Source organism: Nocardia sp. CA-084685, from assembly GCF_050955785.1.
Taxonomy (GTDB): Bacteria; Actinomycetota; Actinomycetes; order Mycobacteriales; family Mycobacteriaceae; genus Nocardia.
In genome coordinates, this window is the sequence record NZ_CP192094.1 from 985,784 (window position 1) to 1,005,160 (window position 19,377).

General features: G+C 66.2%; 15 protein-coding genes. 8 read left to right on the forward strand and 7 right to left on the reverse strand.

The genetic code is table 11. The features are described from left to right. Window positions 1-58 precede the first annotated feature (58 nt). The 4 genes from ACQP2U_RS04175 to ACQP2U_RS04190 all read right to left on the reverse strand — a co-directional run bounded on the left by ACQP2U_RS04175 (window position 59) and on the right by ACQP2U_RS04190 (window position 5,341). Complete coding sequence (locus ACQP2U_RS04175; RefSeq protein WP_433713477.1) at window positions 59-3,028, reverse strand: hypothetical protein; 2,970 nt, start codon at window positions 3,026-3,028, stop codon at window positions 59-61. A 299-nt stretch (window positions 3,029-3,327) separates the two neighbouring features. After that, on the reverse strand, window positions 3,328-4,071 hold the full coding sequence (locus ACQP2U_RS04180; protein ID WP_433713479.1) for a lysostaphin resistance A-like protein: 744 nt from the start codon (window positions 4,069-4,071) through the stop codon (window positions 3,328-3,330). Between the two features lie 88 nt (window positions 4,072-4,159). Further along, entirely contained in the window at window positions 4,160-5,110 is a 951-nt protein-coding gene (locus ACQP2U_RS04185; RefSeq protein ID WP_433713480.1) for an RluA family pseudouridine synthase, read from the reverse strand. 51 nt (window positions 5,111-5,161) lie between these two features. Continuing rightward, a complete protein-coding gene (locus ACQP2U_RS04190) occupies window positions 5,162-5,341 on the reverse strand; it encodes a hypothetical protein (RefSeq protein WP_433713481.1) in 180 nt (59 codons plus the stop codon). Between the two features lie 190 nt (window positions 5,342-5,531). On the opposite strand from ACQP2U_RS04190, the gene ACQP2U_RS04195 reads away from it, so the two are divergent. Together ACQP2U_RS04195 and ACQP2U_RS04200 are read left to right on the forward strand one after the other, a co-directional pair. Continuing rightward, window positions 5,532-7,361, forward strand: coding sequence for an ABC transporter ATP-binding protein (locus tag ACQP2U_RS04195; RefSeq protein ID WP_433713482.1), 1,830 nt, complete (start codon window positions 5,532-5,534; stop codon window positions 7,359-7,361). Next, window positions 7,358-9,094: an ABC transporter ATP-binding protein gene (locus ACQP2U_RS04200; RefSeq protein ID WP_433713483.1), complete on the forward strand. Its 1,737-nt coding sequence runs from the start codon at window positions 7,358-7,360 to the stop codon at window positions 9,092-9,094. The genes ACQP2U_RS04195 and ACQP2U_RS04200 overlap by 4 nt, the downstream gene beginning before the upstream one ends. Window positions 9,095-9,178: 84 nt before the next feature. Here ACQP2U_RS04200 and ACQP2U_RS04205 read toward each other — a convergent pair whose 3' ends face one another. Further along, window positions 9,179-9,868 carry a methyltransferase domain-containing protein gene (locus ACQP2U_RS04205; protein WP_433713484.1) on the reverse strand — a complete coding sequence of 230 codons (690 nt, stop codon included), beginning with the start codon at window positions 9,866-9,868 and terminating at the stop codon, window positions 9,179-9,181. 28 nt (window positions 9,869-9,896) lie between these two features. Between ACQP2U_RS04205 and ACQP2U_RS04210 the strand changes: the two genes are divergently transcribed. Beyond that, window positions 9,897-10,325, forward strand: coding sequence for a MerR family transcriptional regulator (locus ACQP2U_RS04210; protein ID WP_433713485.1), 429 nt, complete (start codon window positions 9,897-9,899; stop codon window positions 10,323-10,325). Here ACQP2U_RS04210 and ACQP2U_RS04215 read toward each other — a convergent pair whose 3' ends face one another. Next, the gene (locus ACQP2U_RS04215) at window positions 10,326-11,027 is read right to left on the reverse strand and encodes a siderophore-interacting protein (protein WP_433713486.1); all 702 of its coding nucleotides are present in this window, start codon (window positions 11,025-11,027) and stop codon (window positions 10,326-10,328) included. 123 nt (window positions 11,028-11,150) lie between these two features. Continuing rightward, the gene (locus tag ACQP2U_RS04220) at window positions 11,151-11,642 is read right to left on the reverse strand and encodes a hypothetical protein (protein WP_433713487.1); all 492 of its coding nucleotides are present in this window, start codon (window positions 11,640-11,642) and stop codon (window positions 11,151-11,153) included. Window positions 11,643-11,782: 140 nt separating this feature from the next. Here ACQP2U_RS04220 and ACQP2U_RS04225 point away from each other — a divergent pair, with 140 nt between their 5' ends. The 5 genes from ACQP2U_RS04225 (at window position 11,783) to nbtC (ending at window position 19,373) form a co-directional block, all read left to right on the forward strand. Then, window positions 11,783-13,069 carry a SidA/IucD/PvdA family monooxygenase gene (locus ACQP2U_RS04225; protein WP_433713488.1) on the forward strand — a complete coding sequence of 429 codons (1,287 nt, stop codon included), beginning with the start codon at window positions 11,783-11,785 and terminating at the stop codon, window positions 13,067-13,069. A gap of 39 nt (window positions 13,070-13,108) precedes the next feature. After that, the gene (locus ACQP2U_RS04230) at window positions 13,109-14,056 is read left to right on the forward strand and encodes a methionyl-tRNA formyltransferase (protein ID WP_433713489.1); all 948 of its coding nucleotides are present in this window, start codon (window positions 13,109-13,111) and stop codon (window positions 14,054-14,056) included. Window positions 14,057-14,207: 151 nt separating this feature from the next. After that, entirely contained in the window at window positions 14,208-14,963 is a 756-nt protein-coding gene (locus tag ACQP2U_RS04235; RefSeq protein ID WP_433713490.1) for a thioesterase II family protein, read from the forward strand. Beyond that, entirely contained in the window at window positions 14,960-16,276 is a 1,317-nt protein-coding gene (locus ACQP2U_RS04240) for a polyketide synthase (protein WP_433713492.1), read from the forward strand. The genes ACQP2U_RS04235 and ACQP2U_RS04240 overlap by 4 nt, the downstream gene beginning before the upstream one ends. Further along, window positions 16,269-19,373, forward strand: coding sequence for a nocobactin polyketide synthase NbtC (nbtC, locus tag ACQP2U_RS04245; RefSeq protein ID WP_433713494.1), 3,105 nt, complete (start codon window positions 16,269-16,271; stop codon window positions 19,371-19,373). Before ACQP2U_RS04240 ends, nbtC begins: the two co-directional genes overlap by 8 nt. Window positions 19,374-19,377: the final 4 nt, after the last annotated feature.

Sequence of the window (19,377 nt, forward strand, 5' to 3'; positions counted from 1 at the left end):
TTGGTGTTCAGCCCGCCACGCGACCATCCGATGCCCTTGACCTGTTGGGAGACAAGCTCTAGCTGCTGATGGCGTAGGGGCGGCGGACTCGTCTGGCGAATTCGAGGACCTGGGCGATGGCCGTGCGGGAGAGGCCGACTTCCGCGCCGATGCTGGTTGGGGTCCAGGATTGGTCGGCGAGCATGAGGATTTCGGCGAGTTGTTCGACGGGGATGACCGAAAGGCCGCGGCCCGCGATCGCACGGGCGACCGACCACACCTCGACATCGTCGCTTTCGGAGCCGAGGTTTTCGGTCAGCAGGTTCTCGGCCGAAAGTGATTGCACGACTTCGCTGATCACCTCACTGGTGGTGCGACGAGGTGCGTCATCCGGAACGAGTTGCCTGCCCTCGGCTTCGGATTCTGCGGTCTGATCCTTGTGATCGGTTACGGTGTCGTCCGCGCGCGAGCGGTGACCCTCCATTGCCCGGGTCACTCGTTCGGCCGGGGTGGATGTCGCGGAACTGCGAGGAGCACGCTGGGTTTCGGCGGCTGCGGCTGTGCGCGTGGGAGTTTCGGTGCGAGTGCTTGACTTCGCGGGCCGGGGAGCATCAGCTTCCGTGCCCGTGCCCGTGCCCGTGCCCGTGCCCGTGCCCGTGCCCGTGCCCGTGCCCGTGCCCGCTGTGGTTGCGTTGTGAGAAACCGTGACGCGACTCGTGTCGGGCTGTGCGCGGCGGCGTGGTGTGTGGGCGGTGTCGTCACTGGATTGCACCGCAGGCTCGACAGCGGCCGTATCGAAGATGCTCAGCTGCGACTGTGCTGCGTGGCGTGCCGAGGCCTTCTGCGATTCGACCTCGCCGACAACAGAAGTCGCACTCGCGTCGCGAGTGGGGCGTTCGTCGCGAACGGAAGCTGTGGTGGTGCCATCCTGCTCGAAGTCTCCGGTGCCTGGGGCCGTGCGCTCATCGGAAGCGCCGATATCAGCCGTCGTCGCAGTTCGGAGGTCGATGCCTGTGGCGGGAAAAGCCGCGTGATCAGCGGCCGCAGGTGCCGTCCGGGCACTGTCGCCGCTTGTAGCGGAACCCGCGGTCTCGACGCGAGTGGAACCAGTTGTCGCGGACGTGGTACCGATGTCGGCAACTGAGATGTGTTCATCGCGGGTGCTGACCGCACTCGGTGCAGCAGTATGGTCCCGGAAACCTTGGGCAGTGAGAGCTGTGTTCTCGCCGGGCGAAGTCACCGCAGTCTGGGGATCGAATCCGGCTGTGGCAGTGGTGTGCTCATCGTGGGCGCGGGCCGCATTCGGTGCAGCGGCCCGAGGGGCGAAGCCTGCGGCAGTGAAAGCCGTGCGCTCATCGGCGACGTTCTGCGCGACGAATCCGGTTGCAACGTCCGTGTGTTCGTCGCGGGCGCTGGCGGCGTTCGCCGCTGCGGTCCGTGGCGTGGAGCCCGTGCTAGCGAAGGTCGCGCGATGATCGGCAGCTGTCCTTGACGCGTTGTCCGCCTCGTATCCGGTGGCGGCAACGGTGGTGTGTTCGTCGCGGGTGCTGGCGGCACCCGGCGCAGCCGTCCGTGGCACGAAGCCTGTGCCAGCGGCAGTCGTGCGCTCATCGGCAGCGGTCGCAGGCGCGGTATCGGGCTCGAATCCGGTGGCACCGGCAGCTATGTGCTCGCCGGCAGCCGTAGAAGCAGTCTGAGGAAAGGACACGGTTGGGGCGACAGCTGTGTGCGTGTCGCGAGTGTTCACCTGCGCCATCGCTGACTCGACACGCACAGTGGCATGCGGCGAGCGTTGACTGACGTTTGCGGTGCCATCAGGTGCAATGCGCTGATCGACGTCGGCGGCGTGAAATGGATTTTCGCCGAAGGGGTTCGTGGCAGAGGACGATGGATGCGCGGGCCTTGTGCCATCGGCGTCGGCAACGTTGCGTGCGGTGTCGTGGATCGAATCCGACCCACGCATCGCGTGACCGGATCGGTAGTCCTCGCTCGGAATCTGTTGGGTGAAACGGCCGTTGGTCGAGCGGGTGCTCTGGGCGTGGTACACCAGGGTTTCGGTGCAATCGAGGCGCGAGACGGGGACCGTGTCGGGTTGCGCGGCGCGCATCGCTGCCTCGGCGACGTGGGTATCCATGTCGACCGGGAAGCGGACACCTGCCTGGTCGAGTAGGGGATCGAAACCCTTGGCGGCGAGTAGTTCTCGACGGTCGGCGGGTTCGTCGCGGAAGGTGTCGATGGGCGCTCCACGTTCGGTGGTGACCCGATGCCGCGGCGGCAGGTCGGGTTCGTCCTCGACCATCGGAACGCTGTCGATGAGCAGGGCGTATCGTGCGGAAACCCAGGCGTGCAACCAGATGACGACGCCGACCATAACCGGGGCGATCGCGTATTCGGCGGCCTGACCGAAGGATCCGGCGGCCAGATGCGGGCCCGCATTGAGTGCGATGGTCGTACCGAGCAGCGCGGTTTCGAAGAAGACGACCTTGCCTCGATCGAGTTCGCGGCCCCAGCGGGCGGCCGTCGTCGCGGCCACCATGATGGTGATGATCGGGATCGAGATCATCGCCTCGATGCCATAGCTCAACCAGTACAGCGGATCTGCCATATTCCCGCTGGGCACCAGATTGTGCTGGACATTCACCCCGGCCCACACCATGCCGAGCACGACGACAGCGATCAATGCGCGCGAGGACCATTCGGCCCGGCGGTACAACTGGGCAAGGCGCGCATCCTGATTCGAGACCCGCCGCCGCGCCGCGAGCGCCCGCCGATGCCAGCGCGCATCCGCATCGTCGGCGCGTTGGATGGCGGACATGGTTCGCCGAGTACGCTTCTCCGCCGCGAGTTCATCCTGGACGGCCCGCTTGCGCTGGCCCCTTCGCTGTGCCCGAACCCACTGCGCGAGTTGCTGTTCGGCGTCGATCTCGTCATCCGATAACGCCTGAACCAGCGCCGCATCCTCCTGCAGCGGCAACCGACCCCGCGCGTTCGCGACCCGCTCGGCCAATGCGGCGATCTCGGACCTACCGGTCGACTGTTTGTCGCGCATCGCGAGCCTTCCCAGAAGCAGGTGCATACCGACGCAGACCTACATGCTCGAACATATGTGTGATCGCACCGAGATTAAACCGCTACCCGCCAGAGGTCAATGCTCGCTACCCCGAAACTCGAACAAATGCGCGAATCGCGAGATCCTGTCCGCGGAAAACTTCCTCGCCAGACTCGGCGACCAACGATCGATCGGCCCACGTATCGGAGCTCGCCGATGTTCAGAGCGAGCCGAGCGCGCAACCTCGGACACGCTGGATCCGCTCCCCTCTCCGGTCATCGCCGCGCCAATCGGCGAGCTCAGGTCAGCGTCGTATGCCAGACGATCGCGGCCGCCAGTGCGCCTGCTCCGTTGACAGACCAGTGCAGCGCGATCGGGGCGAGCAGGCTGCCGCTGCGGCGGCGCAGCCAGGTGAAGACGACGCCCGCGGCAGCCGTGGCGAGGACGGCGAGCAGGATGCCGATGATCTGGCCCGCCGGACCGCCGCCGACGACCCCGGTCAGGCCTCGGTTGCTGGTGGTAAGGCCCAGCGAGGAGGCGATATGCCAGAGGCCGAAAAGCAGCGAGCCCGCCGCGAAGACACCGCGGGCGCCGTAGACGCGGTCGAGCGTGCCGTGCAGGACACCGCGGAAGGCCAGCTCTTCCGGGATCGCGGTCTGCAGCGGGATGACGATCATCGATGCGATGAGTGCGCCGGAGATGGTGGCGTAGCGGTCGGCGAGGAAGAACGGCCGGGTGATTGGTAGCAACGCCCCGATCGCGACGACCGCGAGCACCAGACCGACGGCACCGAGTGCCCAGAGTGTGCTGCGCCGCCAGTGTCGCGGTGCTAATCCGAGTTCGGACCAGCCGAGTCCGCGTCGGCGCATGAGTGCGAGCAGGACGACGGCGGCGATCGGAACGGTGAGGATGCTCGCCCATGCGGTGGTGAAGTGGGCGATCAGATTGGTGCCGGCCAGGACGGCCACCACAACGGCCACGTCCAGATAGGCGTGCAATTTGTGGCGGGGCGGTGCCGCTTCGTCGAGGTCCGGTTGAAGCACCCGGCCCAGTCTACGGATGCCGGCAAGCGGTGCGCGGTGGTCGGCTTCGGGGGTTCGCGTCATCAACATGGTCGTACCCTGTTTCGCGTTACGCACCGGCGGCGTTAATACCGACCCGCCACCCTTGCGGATCCGCCCATGCCTGCAGCGTTCGAGCGCTGTCGAACCGGCGCGGGGCGCCGCTGATCGGGTCGGTGAATTCGAGTGATGTGGCCAGCAATTGCAATGGCCGAGTGAAGTCGTGCACAGATTTTTCGGTGATTGCCGGATAGAAGTCGTCGCCGAGGATCGGAATGCCGAGTCCGTTCATATGTAGTCGCAGCTGATGGGTGCGCCCGGTCAGTGGCCGTAGCCGATAGCGACCTAGGCCGTCGCGCTGCTCCAGCAACTCGATCCAGGTCTCCGCATTGGGCTCACCCGCTACTTCCTGGGCGGCGAGCACCTGCTTCTCCTTGATGATCCGGCTGCGCACCGTGCGCGGCAGCGTCAGCTCCGGATCGAATGCGGCGATGGCCTCGTACTCCTTGCGCACCGTGCGCTTGTGGAACATCGTCTGATATGCCCCGCGCCGGGCCGGATCGACCACGAAGAGCACCAGCCCCGCCGTGACGCGGTCGAGCCGGTGCGCCGGAATCAGATCGGGTAGGTCGAGTTCGCGACGTAGCCGCACCAACGCCGTCTGCAGGATGTGCTGGCCACGGGGAATCGTGGCCAGGAAATGCGGCTTGTCGACGACGAGCAGAGCGTCGTCGCGGTAGACGATCGGGATATCGAACGGCACTTCGGTCTCATCGGGTAGGTCGCGATGGAACCAGACCGCGCCGCCCGGCACATACGGCGCATCCGGCGCGATCGGACCGGATAGGTCGACGATCCCGCCCGCATCCAGCAGCTCATCTATGCGCGCGGCGGGGACGCGAGGCTGCCGGTCGACCAAATGGTCGCGAATGGTCGCCCAATCGCCCTGCTCCGGTAGGCGGAGCCGGGCCGGATCCAGGCCGTGCCGCTTGGGCAACGGCGGCTGCTGCCTCCTTCTCATCACCGATGACCTTAGTCGGCGACGAATGCCCAGCTCACGGCCGGGTCGGGCTCAGAATCCGCGCAGCCGATCCGGCGTGACGCGCACCGTGACCGAATATTCGGCGTGGAATTGTTCCTCGGTCATCGAAAGCGATGCGAGTCCCTCGGCGTATTTCTCGGTCCAGCACCATTCGTCGGGATTCGACCAGCGTCTGTCCGGCGCGGCGGCGGACCTTGCAGCTGTCCACACTGCAATACAGGTGCACCTGCATCGCCCGGTGCGCCTGCTGCTCGGACAAGGGGCCGGTGTCGCGGTAGCAAGCACCGTGACCTCGGCTGAAACGGCCAGTAGATAACTTAGCCTAACCTACTTTCTCGGCTCATCTTGTGTGAAGATGGGTGCCGTTGCGGCACGAGGGTCGGTGAGAGGGGCAAGGCAGATGAGGGTGGAGAAAACCGGAAACCGGCCGCCGAAGGCGGTGCTGAAGGCGCGAAAGCAGCAGGAAGCCGCGGCCCGCAAGGAGATCCTCGCGCCAGTGCGCGCGACGTTGACGCTCGCAAGCATCCTCGTGGCCATTGCCTCGGTCGGCACCGTCGTGCCGTTCGTGTTGATCGTGGCGGCCTGCCGGGAGCTGCTCACCGACCAGGTGGATACCGATCGGGTGTGGCGACTGCTGCTGATCGCCGTGGTTGTGCTCATCGCGCGGGGCTTGCTGCAGGCGGCTGCGCTGACCTGGTCGCATCTGGTCGATGCCGGATACCAGCTGACGTTGCGTAGGTTGTTGGCGGCCAAGCTGACCAGGGTGCCACTGGGCTGGTTCGGTGAACGGTCCTCCGGCGAGGTGAAGAAATATCTGCAGGACGATGTCGAGGCGCTGCACTATCTGGTCGCGCATGCGCGGCTCGAGTTCGTCGGCGCGCTCACCGTGCCGCTGGTCACGCTCGGCTATCTCGTCAGCGTCGAGTGGCGACTCACGGTGGCACTGCTGATTCCACTGATCGCCTACCTGGTGTTGTTCAGCCGGATGATGGACCAGGACGGCCGCGATCGCATGGCCGTCTATACCCGCTGGGAACGCCGAACCCAGGACGCCGCCATCGAATTCGTCGACGGCATCCAGGTGGTGCGGGCGTTCGGGCAAGCGGGCCGGGCGCACACGGTATTTCAGGAGGCGGTGGACGGCCAAGCCGACAGCCTGAATCGGTTGAAGATGCCGATCATTCGCATTCAGTCGGCCTCCGACATCGTGGTCATGCCGGTATTCGTGATGCTGGTCGTGGTGATCGCCGGGCTCGCCGCGGTGGGACTGGATTGGGTCGCGCCGCTGGATATATTGCCGTTCTTGCTCGTCGGCCTCGGCCTGGGTAGTGCGCTGCTCGGTCTAGGGTACGGCTCTCAGGCGTTGCGGGCCGCCGGTGCGGCCGCTGTGCGACTGCACGAACTGCAGCAGACACCCGAATTGACTGTGCCCGAGACGACATCGGCGCCCGATCCGGAGCAGGTAGGCGTGGTGCGGTTCGAGGGCGTGAGTTTCGGATATCGCGCGGGTCACCAGGTGCTGCGCGAGATCGACCTCGAGCTGCGACCGGGCACCATTACCGCGCTGGTTGGGCCGAGCGGGTCGGGTAAGTCGACGCTCGCGAAGCTGCTGCCGCGCTTCTACGACGTCGGTGCCGGGCGAATCACCATTGCGGGCCGCGATATTCGCGACTTTTCGAGCGAGGAGCTTTATCGCACCGTCGGATTCGTCTTCCAGGATGTGCGCTTGATCCGCGGCAGCATTCGCGAGAACCTGCGGCTGGCCCGTCCCGATGCCGATGATGCCGCGCTGGAGCAGGTGGCGCGGGCGGCCCAGATCCACGATCGCATCCTGGCGCTGCCGCGCGGTTACGACTCCGAGATCGGTGTCGATGCGACGCTGTCGGGCGGTGAGGCACAACGACTTTCGATCGCCCGCGCGCTTTTGGCTGATACTCCGGTGCTGGTGCTCGATGAAGCGACCGCCTTCGCCGATCCGGAATCCGAGGCGGCGGTTCAGGATGGGCTCGCGGTGCTGGTCGCGGGTCGGACAGTGCTCGTAATCGCACACCGGCTGCACACAATCACCGGTGTCGATCGGATTCTCGTGCTGGAGAACGGATCCCTGGTCGAACAGGGGGATCACCACGGTCTGCGCGAAGCGGGCGGTACCTATCAGCGGCTCTGGGAAATAAACGAGGCGGCTATCGGCGCGCTCGCGCTGGTCGAAAATGTCGAGGTGACACGATGATTCGCAAGGTGCTCGCGCTGATTCCGGCGGAGTTCGCGCACCTGAGGCCGAAACTGTTGGCGGCCATCATCGCTCAGGCGCTGAGTCAGGCTGTGGCGTATCTGCTGTTGGTGCCGGTGCTGGAGGCATTGTTCGACAACGATCTCGGCCGCGCCTGGTTCTGGGCGCTGTGGATGTTGGTCGCGGTCGCCGGGGTCGTTGTTTTCGGATATCTGCAGGCCGTAATCGGTCTGCGCATCGGCGTCGGTATGCAGCGCGGGCTGCAGTCCAGACTCGGCGACCATCTGAATGCCTTGCCGCTCGGCTGGTTCGAGACGCACAGCGCTGGGCCGCTGTCGCGGATCGTGGTCGAGAATGTGCGTGAGATCCAGGGCCTGATCGCGTATCTGCTGACCAAGGTGCTGACCAGCATTGTGGTTCCGCTCGGTGTCGCGGTCGGCATGCTGTTCATCGATTGGCGGATCTCGCTGGCCATGCTGCTCGCCGCGCCGGTGTTGTTCGTGGTCAATGGACTGGCCAATCGCGCGTACACCAGCTCCGACGCGCGGATGCACGAGACGGCGACCGAAGCCGATTCGCGGGTGGTCGAATTCGCGCAGGCGCAGCCGGTGTTGCGCGCCTTCGGCGCGGTCGGGCCCGGTAACCGAGCACTCGATAGCGCCCTGGCACAACAACGTTCGGCGATCATCCGATTGATGTTCGCATCGGTGCCGGGGCTGATCGTATTCGCACTGTTCGTGCAGGCCGTGTTCCTGGTGCTGGTCTATATTGCGGTGGGCCGGGTTACCGACGGCGCCGTATCGGCAGCGGCCGCTATCGCCCTCATCGCGGTGAGCTCCAGGTTCATCGAACCGCTGAATCAGGCCGCGCAGCTGGGCAATGCGCTGCGGTCGGCCGCCGCGGCCGCCGACCGGGTCACCGGACTGCTCGCCGAACCTGTACTGCCCGAGGCGAAGGCGTCGGTGACACCGGGTGCGCCGTCGGTTGTCTTCGACAATGTCTGCTTCGGCTACCGGCCGGGTGAACCGGTGCTGTCGGAGCTGAGCTTCGAGGTGCCTGCTGGGAGCACCACCGCGATCGTCGGGCCGAGCGGAGCGGGTAAGACGACGCTGCTGCGGCTCGTCGCGCGGTTCTACGATGTCGGGGCTGGACGCGTAATCGTCGGCGAGCACGATGTGCGCGAGCAGCCGTCGGAGACACTGCTGAATCAGCTTTCGCTCGTTTTCCAGAACGTGTATCTGTTCAATCAGTCGGTTGCGGACAATATTCGGATCGGCCGCCCCGACGCCACCGACGCCGAACTGTGGCGCGCGGCCGAGGCGGCCAGGGTGGACGAGATCGTCGAGCGGCTGTCCGACGGCTATGACACGGCGGTCGGCGAGGGCGGTGCGACATTGTCCGGTGGTGAGCGGCAACGGGTTTCGATCGCCCGCGCACTGCTCGAGGATGCGCCGATCGTGCTGCTCGACGAGGCGACCAGTGCGTTGGATCCGCACAGCGAGGCGGTCGTCGTGCGCGGGATACACGAACTCACCAGGGATAAAACGGTAATCGTCGTCGCGCATCGGCTGGCAACCATCGCGCATGCCGATCAGATCCTGTTCCTGGATGGTGGCCGGATCGTCGAACGTGGTACGCACTCCGAACTTTTGGCGCTCGGCGGCCGCTATGCCGACTTCTGGAACGAGCGGTCGCGGGCCGCCGGTTGGCGATTGGAGCCCGCGCCGGTCTAGAGAATTCGTGAGTTGGCCGCTTCTGTTATCGCTGGAGAGCTCCCGATACGGCAGGCCATTTCCCGAACGACCGCGAACCGGTACTCAACCGGCGCGCGTCCCGGAGGCGAGAAAGATCGGGACGGCGACGAACAGTCGATCGGTGCGCGCCCTGGCGGCTTGGTCGTCGAGCCAGGCACCTTCTCCCGCGATATTGGCGAGCACCGGCAGGGCCGCGGCGTCTGTCCACACGATCGTGTGGACCTCGACGGTAACGTCGACGAATCCGTTGTCCAGCAGGAGATTGCGGTATCGCCGGGCAACCCGTGGGTTGGGCATACCGTCCGCGCGAGCGTGGACCAGCGTGCGGGTGAGTCCGGGATCGTCGGAGTCTATGACGAAGGTGTCCCAGTCTTGGCCGATGAGCACAGCGCGGCCGTTGCCCGCCAGGACCCGGCGCGCCTCGACGACGGCTTGCTCGGGCTCGGCGAGGGTGTGCAGAACCTTATCGGCGCGGTAGCCGGTGACCGAGCCGTCATCGAGGGGCAACGCGGTGGCGTCGGCGATATGGAACTCGCCCGCGGGCCAGCGCTGGCCGGCGATCTCGATCGTGGCCGGGTCGAGGTCGATGCCGATGGCCCGCACCCCGCGCGCGGCCAACTCACCGACGGCGCGCCCGCTCCCACAGCCGACGTCGACAACGGTGTCGCCCAATGCGTTGTAGGTGTGTTCTCGCAGGTTGCGTACCTGGGGTAGGTCGTCGAAGGCGTCGAGCAGAGTGAGCAACGTAGACATGGCCGTCAGTGTGCGACTTAATGTCGACATGAAGTCAATCGGTGAGGTGGCGGCCCAGTTCGGGTTGCCGACACATGTACTGCGATATTGGGAGGCCGAAGGACTGCTGACACCGGCCCGCGCAGGTGACCGCCGCCGCTACACCGACGCGGACCTGCACCGGGTGGCGGCGATCCTGATCTCGAAGGAGGCGGGCTTCGGGCTCGCCGACATCCGCACGATGCTGGCCGCACGGTCCGCACCGGCGCGCCACGAGGTGACGGTCCGCCATCGCGAGCGGCTGCTGGCACGGATCGCCCGAGCACAGGCCGCACTCGACATGCTCGAAGGCGAATGCCCGTACGACGACATCATGACGTGCCCGCGTTTCCAGGGGCTGCTGGCTGATCGACTGCGGCCCGCTTCCGGTACCGCGGCGGACGCCGAGTTCCTGGATGCGCTTGACCGAACGGTGTGACTATTTCCAATAAGCGCGGGATTTGATCGCGGTTTTGGGCAGACCATGAGTGGTCTTCAGTGCCTTGACGATCGAGCGCGTGGTGTGGCCGTCGCACGCGACCCAGGCGAAAGCGTCCTTCGGGCACTGCATTTCATTGGCCTGCTCGCGCAACAGCCGACCGTTATCGATCCGCTGCACCCATTTCACCTCGTGGTGCGGCTTATTGCGGACCGGGAGCCCGGTATCGGATTCGTATTGCCATTCCAGCCAGACCCGGGCGGGTACATCGCCGATCGCGTCGAGCAGCGAATTGATGGCGGGCAGCGATGCGGTATCGCCGAAGATGACGAACTCGCTCGGGAGTGGTTCGGGCAGTTGGAAATCCGAGCCGAGCACCGACACATCGATCTGGTCGCCGACGGACGCCTGCTGCGCCCACATCGAGGCGGGGCCGTGGTGTACCGCGAATTCGATCGAGAACTTGTTCCCATCCGGATCGGGATCGACCAGCGTGTAGCCGCGCTGGTGCTCGCGCTCACCATTCGGAATCCACAGCCGCACCCATTGCGTCGGGTGCACCGGATGATCGGCGAGTAGTCCGCCCGCATCGAATCCGAGCCGCAGGTATTTGTCGCTGATGTACTCGGTCGAGGTCACCGTGAGCCGGTAATCCTCGGCACGCCACGCCTTCAGCATCAACCCTTCGAAGCCTCTACCCATGCGGCTAAGGTTAGCCTAAACAAACTCTGATGTCGTGGGGTGTGGGTGGAAACGACTCCGAATGGCCGTGTGGCCCCGAGGCAGTGAGCAACCTCGGGGCCAACTCGCGCGTGCCGCAGGCGATTACAGGTCGCAGGGCAGCATCGCGACGCTTGCGATGGTGCATTCGGCCTCTCGGGTCAGCTTCCAGGTGCCGTCGATCTGCTTCCAGGACAGGTCGAAGTACCAGGGGTCCCAGCCGTCGATGGCGGTGGTCAGCTGGGCGGTGAGCAGATCGCCGGAAACATTGACCGGGCCGAGGACATTCCAGCGGAAGCTCGGCGGGGCCGCGGCCATGACGCCACCGACCTGGTCGACCAGGGGCAGACCGGCCTCGCCCGCCTCGAGTTCGGCTGCGCGGGCGGAGCGCGAAGCGCCGGTGTTCAGCACCAGTTGCAGCTTGGCCTTCAGCTCACCGAGGCCGGGGGTGGCGGTCCGCATCGGTGCGCCGATGGGCGCGGCGGTGGCGGGGGCCACGGTGGCGACGGTGCCGAATGCGCCGATCGCGGCGGCCGCGGCGAGCGAAAACGCCGCGGTGGCAAGGCGCGCCACCGGCCTATTTCTGGTGCTGAGCATCGGATCATCCAATCGTTCATCTGCCGGGAGTGTGCCGGTCGAGGACTGGCACTACAGTGCAATATAAGGTAAGCCTATGCAAAGATGAAAGTCGGAAGTTAGGTGACCCTGACTACCGCCAGATCGAACGCAGGAGAACCGTGGACACACTATTGGTGGTCGGAGCAGGGCCGAAAGCCCTTGCGGTGGCCGCGAAAGCGCACGTCCTGCGAAAGTTGGGGCTGGCGGCCCCACGGGTGATCGTCGTCGAGGCCCATGCCGTCGGCGGCAATTGGCTACCGAGCGGCGGCTGGACCGACGGGCAGCACCGGCTCGGTACGAGTCCGGAGAAGGACATCGGATTCCCGTACCACTCGACCTGGGCGCGCGGGCACAACCGGGCCATCGACGAGGCGATGATGGCCTACAGCTGGACCTCGTTCCTGGTCGAGCACGGCACCTACGCCGAATGGATCGACCGTGGCCGCCCGAGCCCACACCACCACGTCTGGGCCAAATACCTGCAGTGGGTTGCCCGCGCGATCGATCTCGAATTGGTCCTCGCGTCAGTGGATTCGGTCGCCGCGGCGGCCGACGGCTGGCTGGTTTCGGTAACCGACGCCGATGGTGTGACCACCCAAATCGACACGGACGCACTGATGATCACCGGTCCGGGCCACAGCGGCCGTGCCCTGGCCGAACACCCGCGGGTGCTCAGCATTGCCGAATTCTGGAACCTGGCAGGCAAACGCGCGCTGCCGGTCTCCTCACGCGTCGCGGTGATCGGCGGCGGCGAAACCGCGGGTTCGGCACTGGACGAGCTGGTCCGCCACGACATGCTGACCATTTCGGTGATCACGCCCAAGGCCACCATCTACACCCGCGGCGAAAGCTATTTCGAGAATGCGCTCTTCAGCGATCCGACCAAATGGAACGCGCTGAGCATGGACGAGCGTCGCGATGTCATCCGGCGCACCGACCGCGGCGTCTTCTCGGTGCGTGTGCAGGAGAGCGTGATCGGCGACAACCGCGTGCACCATATGCAGGGGCGGGTCGTGCGGGTCGCCGACCAGGGCGACGGCGTATCCGTGACGTTGCGCAACGACCGCCGCCCGGATCAGGCGCACAACTTCGATCTGGTGGTCGACGCGACCGGCGGGCAGCCGCTGTGGTTCCTGGAGCTCTTCGATTCCGATGCCGCCGATCTGCTCGAACTCGCCGTCGGCGGTCCGCTGAACCAGGTCAGGCTGGAGGCCGCGATCGGCTATGACCTGGCGGTCTCCGGACTGGACGCGAAGCTCTATCTGCCGAATATGGCGGCCATCGCGCAGGGGCCCGGGTTCCCGAATCTCAGCTGCCTCGGCGAACTTTCGGATCGGGTATTGCGTACCGCCCCGGCGCGTCAGGTCGTCGGTGCGCGGCGAGGCTCGGCCGCCCGACTGGGCTGATCGGGCCCCGAGTTCCCCCGTTCATCTAGGTGAGGTTTCATGCGCATCGTCTCGTTCGGCTTCCAGACCTGGGGCCGCAGCACCCTGCAGGCATTGATTGATTCCGAGCACGAGGTCGTGCTCGCGGTCACCCATCCGGCCAGTGCGGATTCCTACAAGGGGATCTGGTCGGATTCGGTCGAGGAACTCGCCCGCGAGCACGGTATTCCGGTGCACCTGACCGAACGGGCCGATGCCGAAACCATCGACCTGGTGAAGCGGGCCGAACCGGATGTCATCGTGGTGAACAGTTGGTACACCTGGATGCCTGCCGAGCTCTACAACCTGCCCCCGCACGGCACCCTCAATCTGCACGATTCGCTGCTGCCGAAGTTCACCGGCTTCTCGCCGGTGCTGTGGGCGCTGATCAGCGGTGAATCCGAGACGGGCCTGACCGTGCATCGGATGGACGAGGGCTTGGACACCGGCGACATTTTGGTGCAGCGCGCATTGCCCATCGGCCCCACCGATACCGGCACCGAATTGGTTTTGCGCGGTATGGAACTCATCCCCGGTGCGCTGCAAGAAGCGCTGCAGGCCCTGGAAACCGGTACCGCGCAATGGAAGCCGCAGCGCAAATCCGAGCGAACGTACTTCCACAAGCGTTCCGAGCGAGACAGCCGCATCGACTGGACCTGGTCCGCCGTCGATCTGGAGCGTTTCGTGCGCGCACTGTCCGAGCCGTATCCGCGCGCGTTCACCTACTACCGCGGTGAGCGGATCGAGGTGCTCGAGGCGGCGGTTTCGGAGGCGCGCTACGGCGGGACGCCCGGTCGGGTGATCGTGCAGGAGGGCGGCGGCGCGGTGGTTTGCGGTCCGGAGGCGCATCGCGGGCGCAATCGCGGCCTGGTGCTCACCCGGATTCGCGCCGCGGACGGCACCGAGCATTCGGCCGCGGAATTCTTCACCCGCGGTGGCTATCTCGCCGGTCACGAAGGGACTGCCTAGACGGGTTAGGGTAGGCTACGCTAATATTGGGCGACCGTTCAGAAGTAACCACAGATCAGTGCAGCGAGCCGGGGGGTGTTGTACGCCGCCGATTGAATGCCTGGCGCGACCATTGCGCCGGGGCGTCCGGCGGGAGCGCAGGAGTCAAGAAATGCCAGCAAATCTCGGATGGATCCGGCAATTCCACCGGCCCCGCTCCGTCGAGTGCCCGCCATTGTTGATCTGCCCGCACGCGGGTAGCGGCGCGTCCACCTACCGCGCGTTCTCGAAGGTGCTCAGCGAACACTTCACCGTCCTGATCTTCCAGTACCCGGGTCGCCAGGACCGGGCCCGCGAGGCGGCACTCGCCACGCTGCCCGAACTCGCCGCCGGTGCGTTCGCGGAATTCCTTAGCTCCGAACACAATCGCGGTCTCCCGCTGACGGTCTTCGGCCACAGCATGGGCGCGATGGTGGCCTTCGAACTGGTGCGCAATGCCGAGGCGGCCGGACTCGAAGTGCGGTTGCTCGCGCCGTCCGCCGCTGTTTCACCGGGCCGGGCCGTGGACCTGCCGCCGCATCCGACCCAGGATGAGCAGATTCTCGACCACCTCAGCGCGTTGGAGGGCACCGGCGCGGATGTACTCGGCAGCCGCGAGGTGATGCGGATGGCGCTGCCGGTGGTGAAGGCCGATTACCGGGCCTTCGATGCCTATACCTGCCCGGTGGATGTCCAGGTGCAGGCCAAGATTCACGTGCTCGGCGGTGCCGAGGATCACCTCATTACGCCGCGTGAGCTGTACGACTGGTCCAAGCACAGCGCACAGGAAATCGACGTCACCATCTTCGACGGCGGACATTTCTACTTGAACGACAATGCCGCCGGTATCGCGGAACTACTCGCGCCCGAACTGGACCGCGTCGGATGAGTGCGGAAATGAACTCGATCGTCATCTCCGGTATGGCCGTCGAGGCGCCGGGCGGTATCGAGACACTGCCCGACTTCTGGTCGGTGCTGGCCGAATCGCGGGAACTCATCGGACCGTTCCCGCGCAATCGGGAATGGCCGATCGAGGAGTTGCTCGCGCTGCACCGCACTGAAGGATGGGGTCGAGTTGCCGATGCCGGTGGTTTCCTCTCGGCGGCAACCGAATTCGATCCGATGTTCTTCGGTATCACCCCGCGCGAGGCCATTTCGATGGATCCGCAGCAGCGGGTCGCGCTGCGGGTGGCCTGGCGGGCGTTGGAGAATGCGGGCATCAATCCGGGGGCGCTGGACGGCGCCGAGGTCGGTTGCTTCATGGGTGCGTCCATCAATGAGTACGGGCCGCAGTCCGGTGTGGTCACCGAGTACTCCGGATATCGGGCCACGGGGACGGCCCTCGGCGCGGTGGCGGGTCGGATTTCGCACAGTCTCGGACTGATCGGGCCGTCGCTGACCACCGATACCGCGTGCGCATCGTCGCTGACCGCATTGCACCTGGCTGCCAACGCCGTGCGCGCCGGTGAATGCGAGTGGGCGCTGGCCGGTGGCGTCTGTGTCATGGGTTCGCCCGCGGCATTCTTCGAGTTCGCCAAGAACAACGCGCTCGCCGTCGACGGACACTGTCGCTCCTATGCCGCCGACGCGACCGGCACCTTGTGGGGTGAGGGCGCGGGAGTGGTCGTCGTCGAACATGAATCGCGCGCACGTGAACTCGGCCATCGGATCTATGGCCGCGTGCTCGCCACCCGGTTGAACCACAACGGCAAGGGGGCACCGCTCGCGGTACCCAGTGTGACGGCACAGCAGCGGCTGATCGAGAAAACCCTGGCGGCGGCCGGAGTTCGGCCGGATGACATAGGCCTGATCGAGGGACACGGCACCGGAACGCCGGTCGGCGACCCGCTCGAGCTGGCCGCTCTCGCACAGTCCTACGGCGGCCTCGACCGCGGCACCGATGGCCCGCGACTCGGCTCGGTGAAGTCGAATATCGGCCACGCACAGGCCGCCTCGGGGGTGCTCGGCCTGATCAAGGTGCTGCTGTGCGGCTTGAACGGTCAGATCGCGCCGAGCCTCTACGCGGAGAATCCGACCACCGAGGTGGATTGGGAGGCCACCAGTCTGCGGTTGGCCACGAAACTCGAACCCTGGGACCCGATCGGTGGCGGGCGATACGGTGCCGTCTCCTCGTTCGGCGTCGCGGGCACCAATGCGCACGCGATCTTGGCCATGCCCCTGCTGGAGGATATCGATGCCTGAATACCGACTTCCGGACGGAACCGTCCCGGTGCTGCTGTCCTCCGATACGGCCGACGGGCTGCGCGGTGAGGCGGCGGCGATTCTCGGATATCTGGAGCGGCATCCCGAAGTGACCCCGGATCGGGTGGCGGACATGCTGTTTCGCACGCGGATCGCGCGTCGGCGGCGGGCGCTGGCGATGGTCACCGATCACGCGCAACTACTCGACGCGATGCGGGCGGTCGCCCAAGACGTCGCGCACCCGTCGGTGGTATCGACGGACGGCATCGCGACCGCTCGCCGGATCGGGCTGGTCTTTCCCGGTCAGGGCAGCCAGCGGACGGGCATGGGCGCGCTGTACTACGAGGTTTCCGCGGCCTACCGTGCCGAGATCGATGCTTGCGCCGAGATCCATCGGGAGCGCTTCGGCCACGTCAGCCCGCTGCACTATCTGCTCGGGAACGAGGGCGAATACGCCGATGCCATCTGGGAAGTGCAGCCCGCCTTGATGTTTCATATGGCGGGTCTGGCCGCCATGTGGCGTGCCGTCGGTGTGCTGCCCGCCGCCACCATCGGGCACAGCCAGGGGGAGTTGGCGGCCGGTGCGGTCTCGGGTGTGATGACGCGCCGCGACGCGGTACTCGCGGTGACGCACCGCGCCCGGCTGGTCGAGCGGATCTCGCCGCGCGGCTACTCTATGGCCGTCCTCGGTATGGACCGCGACGCCTGCGAGGCGCTGCTGGCCAGGCACTCCGGGTGGGCCGAGCTGTCAGTGGTCAACTCGCCGCACATTCTGGCCATCTCCGGCGACCGGGAAACCATTGTCGATATGGTCGCGACCGCCACCGCGAACGGCCAGTTCGCCAGGGAGATCCGGGTCGCCTATCCGGCACACACCTCGATCGTGGCCGAAGTGCGGTCGGAGTTCGAGGCCTTCCTCGGCGCGGAGATGAGCGATCCGAACTTCACCGATACCGATATACCTTGCTACGGGGCCACCCTCGGCGCGGCGATCACGCCGGATCTGCAGCACGATGAGTACTGGTACTGGAATCTGCGCAACCGGGTCCGTTTCGATCGCGCCATCGTGGCGGCCGCTACCGACGGCATCGACACCTTCATCGAGGTGTCCGAACATCCGATGCTGCAACTGGCGGCGCAGGAGAACCTGACCCTGGTGCCACATGATCCGGGGCTGCCGCCGCGCGATCTTCAGGTGCTCGGCACGTCGCTGCGCACCGCGACCGGGCTGACGGAGTTCACGCGCAACGTGGCCACGGTCGCGGTGCACGACCTCAACTATTCATGGGACGCGCTGCGCATCGATTCCGATTCCGGCACTGTCCCATTGCCGCTGCGCGATTTCCCGAATACGGTGCTCAACCCGCAACGGCTCTGGGCCGCATACCGATCCGCCACCCCGGCCCAGCGGCCGCGATCGGTGGGCATCGAATCGCACCGTGCGGGGGAGTACCCGACGCGACTGGCCGAGAGCTGGGTGCGGCTGGAGCGACGTGCACTCGCCGCGCCGCGCACGCTGCTGATCGTCGACCCCACCGGCCGATGCGCCGAACTGGCAGCGGCGCTGACCAGCGCGGCGTACAACCATGGGGGCGACGCCACGGTTTTCGATCCGAATCGACCCGACAGCGACCGCGACACCATTGTGGTACTGCTGCCGGAACTCCCCGATATGGACGGGCCCGCCGCCCTTCGTGCGGTGGCCGAGTTCTATGAGTCGCGGTGGCTACCCGCCATCGACTCGACCGTCACCGAATGCTGGGTGCTGACCATCGGCGGTGAATCCGTCGTGGCCGAGGATGCCGTGCCACACCTGTTCCACGGCGCGATCTCGGCCGGGTTCCGCTGCATCGGCATGGAATACATCGGCACCGCGTTCCGGCACCTGGACCTCGCGCACGATGCCGACCCCGCGCAGGCCGCCGCGATAGTGCGAGCCCTGCACACCAAGGACGAACCGCAACTGGCGTTGCGTGCGGGCGGTCTATATGCCAAGCGGCTCGAGGTGGACCAGGAGTCCGCGCTCGGCGAAGCATCCGATGAGCTCGACCATGTCGTCATCGTCGGCGGCACCGGCACGCTGGGACTGAAGTTCGGTGCGCACTTCGCCGAGCGCGGCGCTCGGCGGATCACGTTGCTGAGCCGTTCGGGGCAGAGCGATGCCACTGCGGCCCGGGTGCGTTCGATCCGGGAGATCAGCGATGTCGAGGTCGTGGTCGTCGCATGCGATGTCAGCGACGAGCACGCGGTGCGCCGGTTCGCCGATGCGCAGGCCGATCGGCCGGTGAGCGTGCTGGTGCATGCGGCGGTGAACTATGTCGGCGCCGAACTCGCCGATATCACCGCCGAAAAGGTTTGGGAGATGGGCGGTTCCAAGATCGTCGGCACCGACCTTTTGCTGCGTGTGCTACCGATGACCGAGGGCTGCCGGATCATCATCTGTTCCTCGGCGGCCGCGACGTTCGGCGGTCGAGGACAGATCCTCTACGCCACCGTCAACCGGATGCTCGATGCCCTCGCCCAGCGACTGCGCGCGGCGGGCGCGAATGCCACAGCGGTGCAGTGGGGTATCTGGGATCTCGAAGGACCATTGCATGCGGTCGGACTGGACCGGGTGACCGCGGCCGGGGTGGTTCCGATGGATGCGGCTGCCGCGCTGGCCGTGGGAATGTCGGAGTACGCCGAAATCGGTCGACCCGGCAACCGGCTGGTCGCCGCGGCCGATTGGTTCCAGGTGCATGCCCTCATCTCGGCGCTCGGGTTCGGTCCGTTGCTCACGAACGTGCTCGCTCGAGTGCCGCGCTCTGCTCCGGTCATCGAGCCGACGGCGGTGCCGGTGGTAGCCCCCACGCCACGGCCCACCGGTTCACTGTCCGATCAGGTGCGCATCGAACTCGGCAAGGTGATGGGCGCCGATGGGCTCGACGCCATCGATAGCTCGGTGCCACTGGTGGCGCTCGGCCTGGATTCACTGCAGGCGTTGGACTTCCGCAAGCGGGTGCGGGCCGAACTGAACCGCGATCTTCCGGTGGCGGCCATTCTGGGCGGCGCGTCGTTGGACGACGTCGTGCGCCTGATGGCCGACAGCAACGTCTAGGCGA

Coding starts and splice junctions, on each gene's coding strand:
- ACQP2U_RS04175 (WP_433713477.1), bottom strand. CDS start 3,028: ATGCGCGACAAACAGTCGACCGGTAGGTCCGAGATCGCCGCATTGGCC.
- ACQP2U_RS04185 (WP_433713480.1), bottom strand. CDS start 5,110: ATGAGAAGGAGGCAGCAGCCGCCGTTGCCCAAGCGGCACGGCCTGGAT.
- ACQP2U_RS04195 (WP_433713482.1), top strand. CDS start 5,532: ATGAGGGTGGAGAAAACCGGAAACCGGCCGCCGAAGGCGGTGCTGAAG.
- ACQP2U_RS04200 (WP_433713483.1), top strand. CDS start 7,358: ATGATTCGCAAGGTGCTCGCGCTGATTCCGGCGGAGTTCGCGCACCTG.
- ACQP2U_RS04205 (WP_433713484.1), bottom strand. CDS start 9,868: ATGTCTACGTTGCTCACTCTGCTCGACGCCTTCGACGACCTACCCCAG.
- ACQP2U_RS04210 (WP_433713485.1), top strand. CDS start 9,897: ATGAAGTCAATCGGTGAGGTGGCGGCCCAGTTCGGGTTGCCGACACAT.
- ACQP2U_RS04215 (WP_433713486.1), bottom strand. CDS start 11,027: ATGGGTAGAGGCTTCGAAGGGTTGATGCTGAAGGCGTGGCGTGCCGAG.
- ACQP2U_RS04220 (WP_433713487.1), bottom strand. CDS start 11,642: ATGCTCAGCACCAGAAATAGGCCGGTGGCGCGCCTTGCCACCGCGGCG.
- ACQP2U_RS04230 (WP_433713489.1), top strand. CDS start 13,109: ATGCGCATCGTCTCGTTCGGCTTCCAGACCTGGGGCCGCAGCACCCTG.
- ACQP2U_RS04235 (WP_433713490.1), top strand. CDS start 14,208: ATGCCAGCAAATCTCGGATGGATCCGGCAATTCCACCGGCCCCGCTCC.
- ACQP2U_RS04240 (WP_433713492.1), top strand. CDS start 14,960: ATGAGTGCGGAAATGAACTCGATCGTCATCTCCGGTATGGCCGTCGAG.
- nbtC (WP_433713494.1), top strand. CDS start 16,269: ATGCCTGAATACCGACTTCCGGACGGAACCGTCCCGGTGCTGCTGTCC.